This is a genomic window from Microbacterium sp. 2MCAF23 (genome assembly GCF_052115565.1).
GTDB lineage: Bacteria > Actinomycetota > Actinomycetes > Actinomycetales > Microbacteriaceae > Microbacterium.
In genome coordinates, this window is the sequence record NZ_JBFRGY010000002.1 from 217,633 (window position 1) to 234,528 (window position 16,896).

A 16,896-nucleotide genomic window follows, 5' to 3' on the forward strand; every position below is an offset into this window, starting at 1 on the left:
GATATGACTCTCGCCCCTGCCTCCGTCCGGCCCCTGCAGATCGGTCCGCTGCGCATCGACGTCCCCGTCGTGCTCGCGCCGATGGCGGGCATCACCAACACCGCGTTCCGTCGCCTGTGCCGCGAGTACGGCGCGGGGCTGTACGTCAGCGAGATGATCACCTCGCGGGCGCTTGTGGAGCGCAACGCGATCACCATGCGTCTCATCCAGCATCATGAGAGCGAGACGCCGCGATCGATCCAGCTCTACGGGGTGGATCCGGCCACCATCGCCGAGGCCGTGCGGATCATCGTCGCGGAGGACAGGGCCGACCACATCGACCTGAACTTCGGCTGCCCCGTGCCCAAGGTCACCCGCAAGGGCGGGGGAGCGGCGCTGCCGTGGAAGATCGGACTGTTCGCCGACATCGTCGACCGCGCCGTCAAGGCCGCGGGCGACGTGCCGCTCACCGTGAAGATGCGCAAGGGCATCAACAAGGATCACCTCACGTTCCTCGACGCGGGCCGTGCCGCAGAGGACGCCGGGGCCGCCGCGGTCGCGCTGCACGCGCGGACGGCGGGGGAGTACTACTCCGGACATGCGGACTGGTCGGCGATCGGCGAGCTCAAGCAGGCGGTGACCTCGATCCCGGTCCTGGGCAACGGTGACATCTGGAGCGCGGACGACGCGGTGCGGATGATGACCGAGACGGGCTGCGACGGTGTCGTGGTCGGCCGTGGCTGCCTCGGCCGACCGTGGTTGTTCGGCGAGCTCGCCGGCGCCTTCGGTGACGAGAACGCGGTGCAGGTCGACGCGACCCTGGGCTTCGTCAAGGACGCGTTCCGCCGGCACGCGGAGCTCCTGGTCGAGTTCTTCGAGGACGAGGACCGAGGCTGCAAGGACGTGCGCAAGCACGTCGCCTGGTACTTCAAGGGCTACCCGGTGGGCGGCGAGACGAGGGCAGCCCTCGCCCGCGTGTCGACTCTGCAGGAGATCGACGACATCCTGGGCACGCTCGGAGACGCGCCGTATCCGGGTGCGCCAGCCGAGGGCCAGCGCGGTCGCGCGGGCACGCCGAAGCGCACGGCGCTGCCGGACGGATGGCTGGATTCGCGCGAGGTCGCCTCCGAGGTCACCGACATGATGCGCGGCGCCGAGGTCGAGAACAGTGGCGGCTGAGGACGTCGTGCGCGTCGATGGCTACGACGCGCACGACGCCGCCCGCTTCTTCGCCGAGACCCACCGCTCCGAACGGGACGACTTCGCCCGGGACCGCGCGCGGGTTCTGCACTCGGCGGGTCTGCGCCGTCTGGCGGCGAAGACCCAGGTGCTGAGCCCGGCGAGCACCGCGGACTTCGCCCGCAACCGTCTCACGCACTCGCTCGAGGTGGCGCAGGTGGGCCGCGAGCTCGCGGTGGCCCTGGGAGTGTCCGCCGATGTCGTCGACACCGCATGCCTCAGCCACGACCTGGGGCACCCGCCGTTCGGGCACAACGGGGAGCGCGCGCTCAACGACTGGGCCGAGGACATCGGCGGCTTCGAGGGCAATGCGCAGTCGCTGCGGATCCTCACGCGCCTCGAGGCGAAGGTGCTCGACGACCGCGATCGCTCGGTCGGACTCAACCTCACCAGGGCCAGCCTCGATGCGACCTGCAAATACCCCTGGACCGTCGACAGCCCTCTGCCCGATCCCGGAGGCCGGCTCAAGTTCGGTGTGTACCCCGACGATGAGGACGTGTTCCGCTGGATGCGTGAGGGAGCACCGGGACGCCTGCGCTGCATCGAGGCGGAGATCATGGATCTCTCCGACGACATCGCCTACTCGGTGCACGACTTCGAGGACGCGATCGTCAACGGGTACCTGGATGTCGCCCAGCTGGCGGATCCGGCCGAGCATCACGCGCTGGTCGGGCGCGTTCAGCAGTGGGTCGGATACGACTTCACCCGCGAGGATCTCGCCGACGCGCTGTACCGACTCACCCGGCAGCCGATGTGGTTGAGCTCCTTCGACCGGTCGCGGCGTGATCTCGCCAGGCTGAAGAACCTCACCAGTGACATGATCGGCCGCTTCGCGCGCGCCGCGGTGTCCGCGACCCGAGAGGCATATCCGGGCACGAGTCTCGCCCGGTACAGCGCGCACGTGGTGGTGCCGAAGGTGATCGAGGCCGAGATCGCTGTGCTCAAGGGGATCATGGGGCAGGCGATCGTCACGATCGACGCCCGTCGCGGCGTCTACAAGGAGCAGCGCCGGGTGCTCAAGCGCCTCGCCGACGCGCTGTGGTCCACGGATGCCCTGTGGACCGCAGGCGCCGACGTGCTCGAACCGGCCTTCGCCGCGGACTTCCACGCGGCCGGATCCGATGCAGAGCGCGCCCGAGTGGTCGTGGATCAGGTCGCCAGCCTGACGGATCAGACCGCGGTGGACTGGCACAACCGGCTGGTCGGGGACATCGACCCCGCCGAGGTCGGCATCTGGTCGCCCCGGCACGCCAGGCCGCGTTCTGCGCACACCCCCCGGGCTGCGCTCGTCGACGTCGAACACGGCGGGCGCTGATGCCCCGGATCCTGCAGGCCGACGTCGACGAGGTCAAGTCGCGCACCAACATCGCCGACATCGTGGGGGAGCGCGTCTCGCTGAAGTCCGCGGGGGTGGGCTCGATGAAAGGCCTGTGCCCGTTCCACGACGAGAAGAGCCCCAGCTTCCATGTGCGCCCGCAGGTCGGCTACTACCACTGCTTCGGCTGCGGCGCCTCAGGGGACGTGTACTCGTTCCTGCGCGAGATGGACCACGTCAGCTTCACCGAGGCGGTGGAGCGCCTCGCCGGTCGCGTCGGATACACCCTGCACTACGAGGACGGCGGTCCCGCGCCGGAGACGAGCGGGCGCAGCCGGCTCTACGCCGCGAACACGGCGGCCGCGGAGTTCTTCCGCGGCCAGTTGCTCAGCCCGGAGGCCGAGTCTGCGCGCGCGTTCCTCGGCCAGCGCGGGTTCGACGCGGGGGCCGCCGCCCATTTCGGCGTGGGTTACGCACCGCGCGGCTGGGACGGCATGCTCAAGGCGCTCAGCGCGCAGGGGTTCACCCGCGACGAGCTCACCGCGGCCGGACTGGTCTCTGCGGGCCAGCGCGGCGTGTACGACCGGTTCCGCGGCCGGGTGGTGTGGCCGATCCGTGACGTGACGGGCCAGACCATCGGGTTCGGCGCCCGCAAGCTCTACGACGACGATCAGGGGCCGAAGTACCTGAACACCCCGGAGACGCCGATCTACAAGAAGGCCCAGGTGCTCTACGGACTGGATCTGGCCAAGCGCGACATCTCCCGCGGCGATCCCAAGCGCGTCGTCGTGGTCGAGGGGTACACCGACGTGATGGCGTGCCACCTCGCCGGCGTCACAACCGCCATCGCGACCTGCGGTACGGCCTTCGGGGCCGAGCACATCAAGCTCCTGCGCCGGGTCATGGGCGACGACTCCGCGGCCGGCGAGGTCGTGTTCACGTTCGACGGCGACGAGGCGGGTCAGAAGGCGGCGCTGCGCGCCTTCACGGAGGACGACAGGTTCAACGCGCAGACCTTCGTCGCCGTGGCGCCCGACGGGCTGGACCCGTGCGATCTGCGCCTGCAGCGCGGCGACCAGGCCGTGCGCGGCCTCATGTCGGCCAAGGTGCCGATGTTCGAGTTCGTGATCGATCGGAAGATCGCCTCGTTCGATCTCGGCACTGCGGAGGGGCGCGTCGGCGCACTGCGCGCGGCGGCACCGATCGTCGGCGAGATTCGCGACGCCCTGCTGCGTCCCGAGTACGAGCGAATCCTTGCCCGCCGGCTCGGCATGGACCCCACGGACGTGCATGCGGAGGTACGCCGCCATGAACGCCGCCGTCAGGGCGATGCGGGAACCCGAGAGCAGCGGACCACGACAGCGGCCATGGGCTCGCATCCCGGCGCGCTCGACGGCCCCTCCGCGCCGGTATCCATTCCGGTGGTGACGCTCGCCACGCTTCCGCGCACGGGGGAGGCCTCACTCGAGCGCGACGCGCTCATGGGAGCGCTGCAGTACGGGCATCAGCTCGATCCGGAACTGCTGCAGCGCGCGATGACCGCGCCGTTCTCCGTGCCCGCCCTGGACGCCGTGCGCGAGGCCGTGGCGCAGATCTCCGACCGGCAGCGACCGGGCTGGGCGCTGCAGGCCGTGGACGCCGTGCGGGAGCCGTATCGCGGACTGGGTGGTGAGCTGCTCATGGCTGCGTTCCCCGCGCGGGACGAGCAGGGCGCCCGAGCATCCGCGACGGACCTCTGCCGCCGGCTCATCGTGCGCGGCTTGGAGCGGGAGAAGCACGAGCTGCTGGGTGCGATCCAGCGACTGCCCGCCGATTCCGAGGGCGCCCGTTCGATCGCGCGTCGCATCGTCGAGATCGACGCTGAGCGGCAGCGCTTCATCGAGTACTGAGGCCCGCCGCGGTCCAGGGCGCCGAGCCCGCAGGCATCGGGCAGGATGGGTGCATGGCACGTGCGACGGGGGATGCATCCACCGCGATCGTCTGCGAGGACATCGTCATCGACCGGATCGGGCACTCCGCTCCCACCAGGGCGATCGATGGCGTGACCTTCGCATTGCCGGCGGGGGAGCTGATGTGCATCGCCGGTGCCACCGGAGCCGGGAAGTCGACGCTGGTCGGCGCCCTCGCCGGCGCCGCCGACCCCTCGATCCGGGTCGTCGGCGGATCCGCGACGGTATGCGGCGTCTCGGTGCGTCATCCCGGACGCCGGCTGCGCGAGTTGACGTATCGGGCCGGCTATCTCCCGCAGAACGCCGGGGCGCTGCTCACTCCGCAGCTGACCGTGCAGGAGATCATCGCAGAGCCGATCCTGCAGCGCGAGCGGCGCGTGAACGTGAAGGCGCTGGCGATCCGGGTGGCGACGCTGCTGGACGAACTGCACCTGCCGCTGGGCCTCGCCGCGTCGTTTCCGTACGAGCTCAGCGCGGGCATGCGCCAGCGCGTCGCGATCGCCCGCGCCCTGGTGCTCGATCCGACCGTGCTGATCGCGGACGAGCCGCTCGCGAACCTCGACCTGGAGGTGCGGCCCGTCGTGTTCGCCGCGATCACGCGCCGCCGCACCGAACGCGGGATGGCGGCGCTCCTGGTCAGCAATGATGCGGCGTTCGCACGCGAACTGGGCGCGGAGACGCTCATGATCCGCGAGGGCCATGTGGTCGCACGGGGCGCGGGCGCGGATCTGCTCTGGACCCCGGGCACCGAGCACCCGCGCTGAGTGGTCCCGGCATGAGGTGAGCCGTAACGCCCGACGACCCCGAATCGTCGTGGCTGTGCCCGCTCGGGAACGACGAAGGCCCCGTCGTGAGACGGGGCCTTCGAGGGGATCGCTCCCCGGCTTGGACTCGAACCAAGAACCTGCCGTTCAGGAAGCACACGACCGAGGCCTGCCCGAGGGACGCCACATCATGGATAGTTTCAGTGCGGAAATACCAGGTCAGCCAGCAATAGCTTTCAACACGCCCGGAGCACTCCGCAAGAATCACAATACTCGTTGGGACGAGTTCCCCGGCGATGTTTCGGGTTGATTCGCGTGAGTTGAACCAAGCTGCAACGCTCAGGATCAAAGCGCCCGCAGCCGCAGCGCGGCACGTCGAGAGTGTGCGCTGTTGCCGTCAAGACGGACAGTTGCGCGGTCAGGGCCGGAAGCGCAACGTCAGCCCGGTAGCATACCGGCTACCGTCGCACTCAATGATTCCGCAGGCAGGGCTACCTCTTCGTGATCGTCACATCCTGAGTGTCCGTGGCGACGGCGACGCCGTTCTTCACGATCCACGCCTGAACCCAGTGATTACCGGGGAACAGGCTGCTCTCGAAGCGAGTACCACCTCCTCTAGTGATCTGGCCGCGCAGGCTGTTCCGCTCGACGGCTTCGATTCCCGCATTCCGCACCTTCCAGTACACGTCATAAGGAGGCTCAACTGTGCAGTCTTCGATGGTGAAGCTCAGGCTGCGCCCGATCGGAACGTGATTGCCGGTCGCGTTCAAGGGCCGGTAGCGGCCCTTAGCGCGTTGAGTGGAGGACATCCGTCCAACCAGACGGAACCGAACGCTACGGTCAAGCTGTACTGGAATATGGTGATCTCTCTCCATGAACTGCTCGCCGGGCGCTTCCCGCTTCTCGTAGGTCTCGATCGGAGCGGCCGAGGCCGCAAGCACGAGCGCGGACGAGCTGGGCGTGCCGAACTTGTGCCCAAAAATCTCTCGCCACAGGTCGAGGCTCTCATCCGCGGGCGCATCGAGTGCCGCCCTCATCTTCCGCGCCCAAGTGTTCACCTGGCTCTGCAGGTTCGTGAACCCCGACGGTGTGAGTCGATTCGCGAGATTCTGACCGATGCGGTCATCGACCCATGGCACCGTCGTCATGGGTCCGATGTAGTCGTTCAAGTTCTCGACCAGTGAGACCAGAGTCGTCGCGACGTTCTTGTAGTCGTCGACGCCAGCGAAGCTGTGCACTCGCCCGGTCAGGAGAGCAGTCAAGACGACCGAAGCCACGTTCAGTGAACTGCGGTCTCTTAGGTACTTCACGAGGCGGATCACGCGGATGAGATGTCCGTTGGTGATCCGGGCGGTGTCCTCGATCCAACTCGTCAGCGCGATGGGGTCCTGTCGAATCCATTCGTCATCGATGCGATGGGTGATGTACGTCAGCCCATCGGCACGTGTGACGAATGGCACGACGTCGATGTGAAAATCGTCGGCGTAGTCGATAGTGACGCAACGCTTGCCCAGGGTTGCCCTGCCGGCGTAGCGGCTGGAGGCTTCGAGGGCCTTCTGAAGCTCTACTGTGTACTTCTTCGGTGCCCAGCCCGACTGCTCATCCATCGGGAGGAGAACGTCTGCGTCAAAGTCATTGCCTGTGTACGGTCGGATGATCGTCTTGTGCGCGAACGAACCTTGCGGGATGACATCGTCGGCCACGAGATCCGCGAGCACGGAGTCGTCAGCCAAGAAGGCGTCGAGGCTCGACACTCGGGCCTGGAGTGTGTCGACCCGAGTCTGGTTCAGGTTGACTTGGTCCCGAAGGAACGCGTTGAACTCACGAACGAGAGCGGTCATCCTCGCACCTCCATAACTGGAACATCTGTTCCGTCTTCTTCACGCTGATACAAAACGAACGTCGGGTGGACCGCACGCATCCGGTGGCGTCCCATCGATACGGCGGCGGTGGCGGGAACTGCCGCCAAGATGTGGAGCCGCCGGGCATTCGGCCATCGGGACTCGACTGTCGACAGCAGGTCTCGCCAGGCACGCGCGAACGATTCGAGATCTGCTCGGGTTGCTATCACGTCAGCGGAGGGTTCGCCAGCGACCGATAGGCGAATCGTCGGTACATCTGCGAGCTCCGGGGGAACCCTCGACGGATCGACTCTCACGCTGACGTCAACAAACGCGACCACGTCGGTCGCGCTGCTGTCCCGGTTTCCTGGAACAGAATCGCTGAGTCCGAATGACACGGCTGGAGCGTCTGAATCGGTCCAAGCCCACGCGTCGGGCGTATCCCTCCGCGCGCGCCGGAACAGCAGAGTCTCCGTCTTGTCGTCCAGCTCGGCGCCAAGCTCTACGAGCATTGGAATTGGCGCGAGAGCGAAGACGGCGACGACGCTGGCGTCACCGGCAGCGATCGCTTCGTGGATACGGGCGATCTGAGTCCTGATCTCCTTGCCAGCGGCATCCCAGGCCCAGCCGTCAGTCTCGTCATTGAGCGCCCTGATATCGAACAGTCCGGTTCGGGAGTCGGCATGCATGCCCGTTAGTCCGACCTGTCTCAGCGCTTCACCGACTTGTTCCTTGGATGCTGGGCTGAATGTTCCGCGCACTTGCGATGTCATCCGCAAGACGATGGCTGGGCGAAGACGGGCAAAATCAGTGACGTCGCGTACCCAACGTTCGTGCTCGTTCTTCTTCTCCGTAAGGAACTGCACCGTGTACTTGTCTACATACTCGGGCGAGTCGATCCGTCGGTGACAATCACCGCAGAGGAGCAGCAGATTCTCCTCTGCCGCACGTTCCTTCGACCCGAGCGGCGAGTCGCCGCGCGGTGCCTTCGCGCCGTTTTCCGCAGCGACGTTGTGCGCGATCTGCCCTGTCGGTATCGCGTGCCAAAACTCGCGTTCGTCGATGAGCCACTTCGCGCACAGCACGCATCGTGCAGCGGCACGTCCCCAGATTCGCTCACGGACGGGCTGTGGCACCTTCGACCGCTTCACCTGTGTGTTCAACGGCTGGGCATAGCTCCTGCCGTTCTTACGTGTCCCCATAGTTTCAGCATAAGAACTGCCGCCGACATCGTCGGGACGGCCGCTGTTGCCGCCTCCAATGGGTGCGGCATCAAGTTGGAGCGCCGAGGCCTGAGAACGGATTGTCGGATGACATGACTACGAATGGATGCGACCGCACGGGACGGCCGCTCGCAGACCCGCGATCGAAGGGTGGATTATCGGAACGATGGAGCATCGTACGCATCCACCCGACGTGCAGCGACTCATCAACCTCATCGCGCCGGGCTGGCCGCCCATCCTCGACGTCAGCCCCGGCTGGTACTCGCTGCTGGCGCGACTCGACGCTCGCCTGAGCGCGATCGCGCCGGGCTGCGTCCTGCAGCAGTGCAAGTCGACGTTCGGTTCGCTTTCGTTCTACGCCGCACCGACGGACGACGTCAGCGAGTACAACGAAGATTCAACGAGGCGATCCACGCCGCCGAGGGGGCATCGAGACCTGCGAGGAGTGCGGGGCCACCGGAGCTCAGTACGTGATCCACCTCTGGGTGTCGACGCTGCACCCCGAACATCACAAGCTGCGGGTTGCCGCCGACGGCCACTCCTGTTAGTCCGTCACGTTGCTCTGACGCCGCCCGGCGTTGACCCGCTAGTCTCGGACATATCCGGAAAGATTCGGTTCAATTTACCTCGAGGAGTCCGCTTGTCTGAACCCTGGCTCTCTGCCGACGACATCGCGGACTACCTCGGGGTAACCAAGGACACGATCTACGCCTGGATAGCCGACAAGGGAATGCCGGCGCACAAAGTCGGGCGTCTGTGGAAGTTCCAGACGACTGAGGTTGACGATTGGGTGCGTGGCGGCGGCGCAAAGGGCAGCGCCTGAACATGCGGATCATCGACAATGTCTCTGACCTGCTGGGTGACGATCTCAAGGCAGAGATCGGCCGCGGCTCAAAGGTCCGTATCGCGGCATCAACATTCTCGATCTTCGCCTTCGAGGCGCTGCGCAGCGAACTCGAGCACCTCGACGAGCTCGAGTTCATCTTCACCTCTCCGTCGTTCAGTAACGGCCAGGCGACCGACAAGCTGCGCAAGGACCGCCGAGAATTCTTCATCCCTCATGCAGAATCGTCGCTCTACGGCTCCGAGTTCGAGGTGCGGCTCCGCAATCAGTTGACGCAGCGTGCGATCGCTCGTGAGTGCGCGGCGTGGGTGCGCGAGAAGGTCACGTTCCGATCGAACGCCAGCGGCCACCATATGCAGCAGTTCGCGGTGGTCGATGACCGTGCCGCGTACATGCCCTTGCAGGGCTTCACCACTGCCGATCTCGGTTACGAGCGCGGCAATGCGGTCTCCAACATGGTCACGAAGTTCGAGGGCGCCCCCGAGGCGAGCAGCTTCCTCAACCTGTTCGACCAGATCTGGGCGAGCCCGGGCCAGTTGAATGACGTCACGCAGGCCGTCTACGACTACATCGCGAGCGTGTACGCCGAGAACTCGCCGGCGCGCATCTACTTCCTCATGCTCTACAACATCTTCGCCGAGTTCCTCGACGACATCAGCGAAGATGTGCTTCCCAACGATCGCACCGGTTACCAGGACACCAAGGTCTGGCAGAGCCTGTACAACTTCCAACGGGATGCCGCGACAGGAGTCATCAATAAGCTCGAGACTTACAACGGCTGCATCCTCGCCGACAGCGTCGGCCTGGGAAAGACATTCACCGCCCTGGCGGTCATCAAGTATTACGAGCTGCGGAACAAGTCAGTGCTCGTCCTGGCCCCGAAGAAGCTCGCGGAAAACTGGACGAACTACAACGCCAACCTCACGACGAACATCTTCGCGAGTGATCGCTTCAACTACGACGTGCTCGCACACACGGATCTCTCGCGCACGCGGGGCGAGTCGCTCGGCCTCCGGTTGGATCGCATCAACTGGGGCAACTACGACCTCGTCGTCATCGACGAATCGCACAACTTCCGCAACGCCGACTACGCCGAAGAGAAGGAGTCGCGCTACCAGCGGCTCATGAGGCAGGTCATCCGCGAAGGCGTGAAGACCAAGGTGCTGATGCTCTCGGCTACGCCGGTGAACAACCGATTCAACGATCTCAAGAATCAGCTGCAGCTCGCTTACGAGGGTGAGAGCGACACCCTCGCCGCCAAGCTCACGCTCTCGACATCGGTCGAGCGGGTTTTCCGAGACGCGCAGACGGTGTTCAACGAGTGGTCGAAGCTCCCTGCCGAAGAACGCACCGCCGACCGGATCCTGCAGATGCTCGACTTCAACTTCTTCGAGCTGCTCGACGCGGTCACCATCGCGCGCTCCCGCAAGCACATCCAGGCGTTCTATGACACGAGCGAGATCGGCCCCTTCCCAAAGCGTCTGCCGCCGGCATCAATCCGCGAAGCGCTCACGGATCTGCCTGACGTTCCTTCGTTCAACGAGATCTTCGAGCAACTGCAAGCTCTCGAGCTCGCGGTCTACACACCTCTCAGGTACGTCTTTCCGAGTCGCATCAACAAGTACGAAGACCTCTACAACATCACGGCCGGCAACGCCCGCTCCAACCTCGGCCAGAAGGGGCGAGAGGAGGGCCTGAAGAAGCTGATGACGGTGAACCTGCTGAAGCGGCTCGAGAGCTCGGTCGAGGCCTTCCGACTCACGCTGGCGAAGATCGAGGATGCCGTCGACAGCACCCTCACCCGACTGAACAACCATGCGGGAGCTATTCCCGAGATCCGCGACCTCGACGATCTCGACTTCGACCTCGACGATGAGGACGATGCCAACGTCGAGGCGTTGTCGTTCGGCGAGAAGATCAGGATCGACCTCGATGATGTCGACATCGAGTCCTGGCAGCGCGATCTCTGGAACGATCGCGAGACCCTCCGTGAGCTGCTCGACGAGATGCAGAAGGTAACCCCTGAACACGATCTCAAGCTCCGCAAGCTCCAGCATCTCGTCGAGCAGAAGGCGGAGTGTCCGCTCAACGCCGACAACTGCAAGGTCCTGATCTTCTCCGCCTTCGCCGACACCGCGAACTACCTCTATCGCGAGCTTGCGCCGACGCTCCAGCAGGCGGGGCTCGAAAGCGCCGTGATCACAGGCGGTAGCCACGGCGCGAAGTCGACGCTCGGTACAGGCTTCGACTTCCAGCAGATCATGTCGATGTTCTCCCCGACGTCCAAGCAGCGTCACCTGACAATGCCCGATGAGACGCGCGACATCGATGTGCTGATCGGCACGGATGTTATCAGCGAGGGGCAGAACCTTCAGGACTGCGACTACCTCGTCAACTACGACATCCACTGGAACCCGGTGCGGATCATCCAGCGGTTCGGCCGAATCGACCGCATCGGGTCGACGAACGAGGTCATCCAACTCGTCAACTTCTGGCCCGACATCTCGCTCGACGAGTACATCAACCTCAAGGAGCGCGTCGAGAACCGAATGGTCATTGCCGATCTCGCCGGCTCTGCCGATGACAACGTGTTGAACCCCGAGGACTCGGATGCCGCGTTCCGCAAGGAGCAGCTTCGCAAGCTGCAGAGCGAGAACATCGAGCTTGAGGACGTGCGTGCGGGTGTTTCGATCACAGATCTCGGTCTTAATGACTTCCGGATGGACCTACTCGCCTACATGGACGAGTATGGCGACGTCGCGACGGCCCCACGAGGTTTGCACGCCGTCATCCCTGCGGACGCTTCCAAGGGACTGCTGCCCGGCGTCATCTTCGCGTTGAAGAACGTCAACGCTGACCCTGCTGTGAATCGCGGAAACCGGCTGCACCCGCACTACCTCGTCTATGTGGACGACAGCGGTGAGGTCATCGCCGACCACACTGAAGCCAAGCTCCTCCTGGACCTCGTTCGGACGGGATCTCGCCCGTACGACGAGCCCGTCGCGGAGGTCACCCGCATCTTCAATGAGGCCACCCACGAGGGTTCCGACATGGGCATGTACTCGGCGCTCCTGACGGATGCGATCCGGTCGATGATTGATGTCACTGAAGAACGCGACATCGACAGTCTCTTCCGTGGCGGTCACACCACCGCCCTCACGCAGCAGATCGCAGGGCTCGATGACTTCGAGCTGATCGCCTTTATCGCTGTGGTCGATCCGGCGGCAACGCAATGACCGACGTCCTCTACCAGTGGCCGGCCGGCAGTCGCTTCGGCGCCCGCGTTCCGAAGGAGAAGCTGTACGACAACGCCACCGTGACGGCGGCGCTGCGCGAGAAGTTCGTCGCCGAAGTTCACCGCATCACATGGACACACAAGCTCGCTGAGGAAACGATCAATCTGCCGAGCAGTCCCGCGGTGCCCGAGATTGAGGTCTTCCAGATCGACAGCAAGCGCGACGATGTTACCGACGCTGTGCTGGCCGCCATCGACCAGGCGATTCCGAATCCGATCGTCTTCGAGGTCACCCGCGAAGCAGCAGGGCGCCGCGAGGTTCGGATGGTTGCCGCCCACAAGCCGCGGGGCAGGGGAACATCGAAGACGCCGGCGCACTACTCGACGCGATGGATGCCCACCGATGCTGAACGGGTGCCCTTGCCGACCGCCATCTCGTTACCAGCCCTCTACTCCGCTATCCTCGCTCCGCTGACTCCCATCGAGACTCGACCGGGCGAAGAGATGTCTGATGTTGGTGTGAGATTGGAAGCGGTGCGCCGACTTCAGAGGGAAATTGCCGGACTCGAGCGCAGGCTCCGCTCGGAGCCTCAACTCAATCGAAAGATCGATCTACGCCGCGCGTTGAAGGCGAAGCAAGCAGAACTGGAAGAGCAGAAGTGACCATTGAGAAGCTCCGAATGACGTCCCCCGACCTCACCCAGGCGAACATCGAAAAGCTCGCGGAACTCTTCCCGACAGTCGTCACCGAGTCGATTGACGCCGATGGTGCACCCCGTCGCTCAATCGACTTCGACCTCCTCCGTCAGGAGCTTGCCGACCACATCGTCGAGGGACCGCAGGAGCGCTACCAGCTCGACTGGCCCGGTAAGCGGGCCGCGGCCTTCGCCGCAAACGCCCCCATCGCCAAGACTCTTCGCCCCATGCGCGAGCAGTCCGTCGACTTCGATACGACGAAGAACCTGTTCATCGAGGGCGACAACCTCGATGCCCTCAAGCTGCTGCAGGAGGCCTATCTCGGCAAGGTCAAACTGATCTACATCGACCCGCCTTACAACACCGGCAACGACTTCGTTTACGAGGACGACTTCGCACAGTCGACTACCGACTACCTGGAACGATCTGGACAGCGGACCGACTCCGGCGACCGCCTCATCACCAATTCTGAGTCGAACGGCAGATTTCATTCCGACTGGCTGAGCATGATGTACCCGCGGCTCAAGCTGGCACGGAACCTCCTGACCGATGACGGCCTACTCTTCATCAGCATCGACTCTCACGAACTGCACAACCTGATCAAGATCTGCGACGAGATCTTCGGTCCTGGCAGCCACAAGAACACGATCGCGGTACGTCGAGGAATCAAGAACGTCCAGGCCCAGTTCGAAGATGTGAGCGCGTTGTCACAGGGCCATGAGTACGTCCTCCTGTACGCGCGGAGCGAAGCGGTACGTCTTCCAAAGCTCTCCCTTGCCCACGCCGACTCAAAGCCGGGGAAATGGGACACCTTCTGGCGGGGAACGGATCGCCCCACCATGCGGTACGAGCTTTTCGGTTCAACCCCGACCTCGGGTCAGTGGCGCTGGGAGGAAGGTCGCACGAAAGAGGCTGCCCAGAACTACGCGACCTACCTTGCGGAGCACGCCGACCGTATCGACCTGGATACCTATTACCTCGACCATCTCGCAGCCACGAACGTCAAACTCAACTTTGTTCGACTAAACGCCAATGGTGTGGTCCAGTATTACGTGCCGCCGAGCGAGGGAAAGCTGCTTAGCGACAACTGGATGGACCTGACCCTGAGCGGCAATGAGACCGAAAAGTTCGACACCGAAAAAAGTGTCGGACTCTTGTCACGAATCATCGGCTGGGCGACGAGGGACGACGATCTCGTGATGGACTTCTTCGCCGGATCCGGAACCACCGGTCACGCGGTGTTTGCTGTCAACGCTTCTGACGGGGGCCAGCGGCGCTTCATATTGGTTCAGGTCGCGGAGCGGGTGGCTGGGAAGGAGGGCACGTCCATCGCTGCAATCACCCGCGATCGCCTGAAGAATGCCGGCGTGGACCTCGGTCCGCTTTGCACGGACATCGGGCTGCGCGCCATGTGCGTGGACTCCACGAACATGATGGACACCTCCGCCTCAACCCAGGACCTCGTCCAAGCGTCACTGACCGAGATGATCGACAGCGTGAAGCCTGACCGCACGGACGAGGATCTGCTTTTCCAGGTGCTCCTCGATTGGGGGCTCGACCTCAGCCTGCCGATCCAGCGCGAACCGCTTAAGAGAGAGAGAGAGAGAGAGAGAGAGAGATCTTCCGCGTCGACGACGACGCACTCATCGCGTGCTTCAGCGAGGAGGTGTCTGCTGATGCGGTCACCGAAATCGCGAAACTTCAGCCACTGCGCGCGGTGTTCCGCGACTCGGCATTCAAGTCCGACGCGGATCGGATCAACGCCGAGCAGCTCTTCCGTGAGCTGTCGCCTGGCACGGAGGTCAAGACCATATGACCTCGTGGTTCTGGGAAGTGGCGCGTGATGGAAAAGCGCTCACTGCACTCACCCGACCTCGCAGCACGCAACGTCGAGATGATCTCCGAGCTGTTCCCGCAGGTCATCACCGAGACGAGAGATGCGCAGGGCAACGTGACTCTCGCCGTTGACTTCGACCTGCTCCGCCAGGAGCTTTCTGATCATGTGGTAGAGGGACCGCAGGAGCGCTACCAGCTCGATTGGCCCGGGAAGCGCGCCGCGGCATTCGCGGCCAACGCGCCAATCGCGAAGACGCTGCGCCCAGTGCGCGAGGAATCGGTCGACTTTGACACGACACGGAACCTCTTCATCGAAGGCGACAACCTCGACGCGCTCAAGCTGCTCCAGGAGTCGTACCTAGGCAAGGTCAAGGTGATTTACATCGACCCGCCGTACAACACCGGCAACGACTTCGTCTACGACGATGACTTCGCAGAGTCGAGCGCCGACTATCTCGCCCGCTCAGGCCAGAGGTCCGACACGGGCGACCGCCTCGTCGCGAACACCGAGGCGAACGGCCGCTTCCACTCCGACTGGTTGAGCATGATGTACTCCCGGCTGAAGCTGGCTCGCAGCCTGCTGACCGACGACGGAGTGATTATCGCCGCGGTCGGCGACACCGAGCACGCGAACCTTCGCGCCCTCCTCGACCAGGTCTTCGGCGCCCATAATTTCATCTCTGATGTCGTGTGGCAGGGCGGCCGGAAGAACGACTCACGCTACGTCTCAAACGGCGCGGACTACATGCTGATCTACGCGAGGAACGAGGCACGTCTTAGCGAGCTCGGTGTGCGGTGGCGCGAGCCAAAGGTTGGGCTCGATGCAGCGCTGACAAAGGCCACGTCGATCTGGGGCGCCCGCCAGAGTGACGAAGACGCCTCCGCCCAGTGGAAGGCTTGGCTCAAGAGCAAGAAGAGCGCCGGCGAAATTACCGACTCGGTGGCACGGTATGACCAACTTCAGCCGGGCACTGGCCGACCGATGAACACTTACGGCAACATCACGTGGCCTGGACGTGGTGGCCCCACTTATGAGGTTCTCCACCCGGAAACAGGCAGGCCAGTAACGCTTCCGAAGACCGGATGGCGCTTCCAGAAGGACGAGATGGATCGCCGCATCGCGGAAGGTCAGATTTGGTTTGGTCCGGACGAGACAGCGATCCCCCGCGGGATCTCATTCCTCGATGAGACGAGCGAGCAGGTCGCGATATCGGTGTTCGAGCAGGATCGCAAAGCCGCCAGCACCGACATGCGAAACCTAATGGACGAGATCGTCTTCGAGAACCCGAAGGACCGACGCGTCCTTGCGCGCTGGCTCCGCCTTGTCACCGCCGGCGCGAAGGACGCGGTTGTTCTCGATTTCTTTGCAGGCTCTGGGTCGACTGGACACGCCGTGATGGACCTCAATGCGGCAGATGGTGGGCGACGCCGTTACATCCTCGTCCAACTAGACGAAGCTGTCGACCACCCGCACTACGACACCATCGCCGGAATCAGCCGAGAACGACTGCGCCGGGCCGGGGCACAAACTAAACAGGCTGCCGGACTACTTGGGGTCAATCTCGACGTCGGTTTTCGGTCGCTTCACGTAGCGACCACCAACATGACCGACACCCTCGTGTCCGCGGACGATCTCGTGCAGGTCGCGCTCACAGATGCTGTCGGCAGCGTCAAGTCCGACCGCGAAGACGAGGACCTGCTTTTCCAGGTGTTGCTCGATTGGGGGCTCGACCTCGCTGAACCGATCGAGGTCGAGGAGATTAGCGCGCGACGGGTGCTCTCGGTCGCCGACAGCGCCCTCATCGCGTGCTTTGCAGATGAGGTTACCGACGCCGTTGTGAAGGAGATCGCAGGTCGTCATCCTCTGCGCGCCGTTTTCCTGGACGCAGGTTTCGCCACCGACGCGGCGCGTATCAACGCCGAGCAAATCTTCCGCGAGGTGTCCCCCGAGACCGAGGTTAGGACGATCTGACTC

Annotated in this window: 11 protein-coding genes; 9 read left to right on the forward strand and 2 right to left on the reverse strand. The window is 64.2% G+C overall.

Annotated elements, in window-relative coordinates; all coding sequences use genetic code 11:
• Window positions 1-3: 3 nt before the first annotated feature.
• From dusB to AB4078_RS02545, 4 genes are read left to right on the forward strand one after another with little or no spacing between them, the layout of a single operon-like run.
• Complete coding sequence (gene dusB / locus AB4078_RS02530) at window positions 4-1,158, forward strand: tRNA dihydrouridine synthase DusB (protein WP_440731667.1); 1,155 nt, start codon at window positions 4-6, stop codon at window positions 1,156-1,158.
• Window positions 1,148-2,533: a deoxyguanosinetriphosphate triphosphohydrolase gene (locus tag AB4078_RS02535; RefSeq protein ID WP_440731668.1), complete on the forward strand. Its 1,386-nt coding sequence runs from the start codon at window positions 1,148-1,150 to the stop codon at window positions 2,531-2,533. The genes dusB and AB4078_RS02535 overlap by 11 nt, the downstream gene beginning before the upstream one ends.
• Window positions 2,533-4,422 carry a DNA primase gene (gene dnaG / locus AB4078_RS02540; protein WP_441975831.1) on the forward strand — a complete coding sequence of 630 codons (1,890 nt, stop codon included), beginning with the start codon at window positions 2,533-2,535 and terminating at the stop codon, window positions 4,420-4,422. Before AB4078_RS02535 ends, dnaG begins: the two co-directional genes overlap by 1 nt.
• Window positions 4,423-4,475: 53 nt before the next feature.
• Window positions 4,476-5,246 carry an ATP-binding cassette domain-containing protein gene (locus tag AB4078_RS02545; RefSeq protein ID WP_440731670.1) on the forward strand — a complete coding sequence of 257 codons (771 nt, stop codon included), beginning with the start codon at window positions 4,476-4,478 and terminating at the stop codon, window positions 5,244-5,246.
• A 491-nt stretch (window positions 5,247-5,737) separates the two neighbouring features.
• On the opposite strand, the gene AB4078_RS02550 is transcribed toward AB4078_RS02545, so the two are convergent.
• Window positions 5,738-7,087, reverse strand: coding sequence for an SMODS domain-containing nucleotidyltransferase (locus AB4078_RS02550; protein WP_441975832.1), 1,350 nt, complete (start codon window positions 7,085-7,087; stop codon window positions 5,738-5,740).
• Window positions 7,084-8,289: an SAVED domain-containing protein gene (locus AB4078_RS02555; protein ID WP_441975833.1), complete on the reverse strand. Its 1,206-nt coding sequence runs from the start codon at window positions 8,287-8,289 to the stop codon at window positions 7,084-7,086. The genes AB4078_RS02550 and AB4078_RS02555 overlap by 4 nt, the downstream gene beginning before the upstream one ends.
• Window positions 8,290-8,950: 661 nt before the next feature.
• Between AB4078_RS02555 and AB4078_RS02560 the strand changes: the two genes are divergently transcribed.
• The 5 genes from AB4078_RS02560 to AB4078_RS02580 are packed head-to-tail and all read left to right on the forward strand — an operon-like array spanning window position 8,951 to window position 16,893.
• Window positions 8,951-9,133 carry a helix-turn-helix domain-containing protein gene (locus tag AB4078_RS02560; RefSeq protein WP_441975834.1) on the forward strand — a complete coding sequence of 61 codons (183 nt, stop codon included), beginning with the start codon at window positions 8,951-8,953 and terminating at the stop codon, window positions 9,131-9,133.
• Between the two features lie 2 nt (window positions 9,134-9,135).
• Window positions 9,136-12,390 carry a helicase-related protein gene (locus tag AB4078_RS02565; protein ID WP_441975835.1) on the forward strand — a complete coding sequence of 1,085 codons (3,255 nt, stop codon included), beginning with the start codon at window positions 9,136-9,138 and terminating at the stop codon, window positions 12,388-12,390.
• On the forward strand, window positions 12,387-13,052 hold the full coding sequence (locus AB4078_RS02570; RefSeq protein WP_441975836.1) for a DUF4391 domain-containing protein: 666 nt from the start codon (window positions 12,387-12,389) through the stop codon (window positions 13,050-13,052). The genes AB4078_RS02565 and AB4078_RS02570 overlap by 4 nt, the downstream gene beginning before the upstream one ends.
• Window positions 13,049-14,929, forward strand: coding sequence for a site-specific DNA-methyltransferase (locus AB4078_RS02575; protein ID WP_441975837.1), 1,881 nt, complete (start codon window positions 13,049-13,051; stop codon window positions 14,927-14,929). The genes AB4078_RS02570 and AB4078_RS02575 overlap by 4 nt, the downstream gene beginning before the upstream one ends.
• Entirely contained in the window at window positions 14,929-16,893 is a 1,965-nt protein-coding gene (locus AB4078_RS02580) for a site-specific DNA-methyltransferase (RefSeq protein WP_441975959.1), read from the forward strand. The genes AB4078_RS02575 and AB4078_RS02580 overlap by 1 nt, the downstream gene beginning before the upstream one ends.
• Window positions 16,894-16,896: the final 3 nt, after the last annotated feature.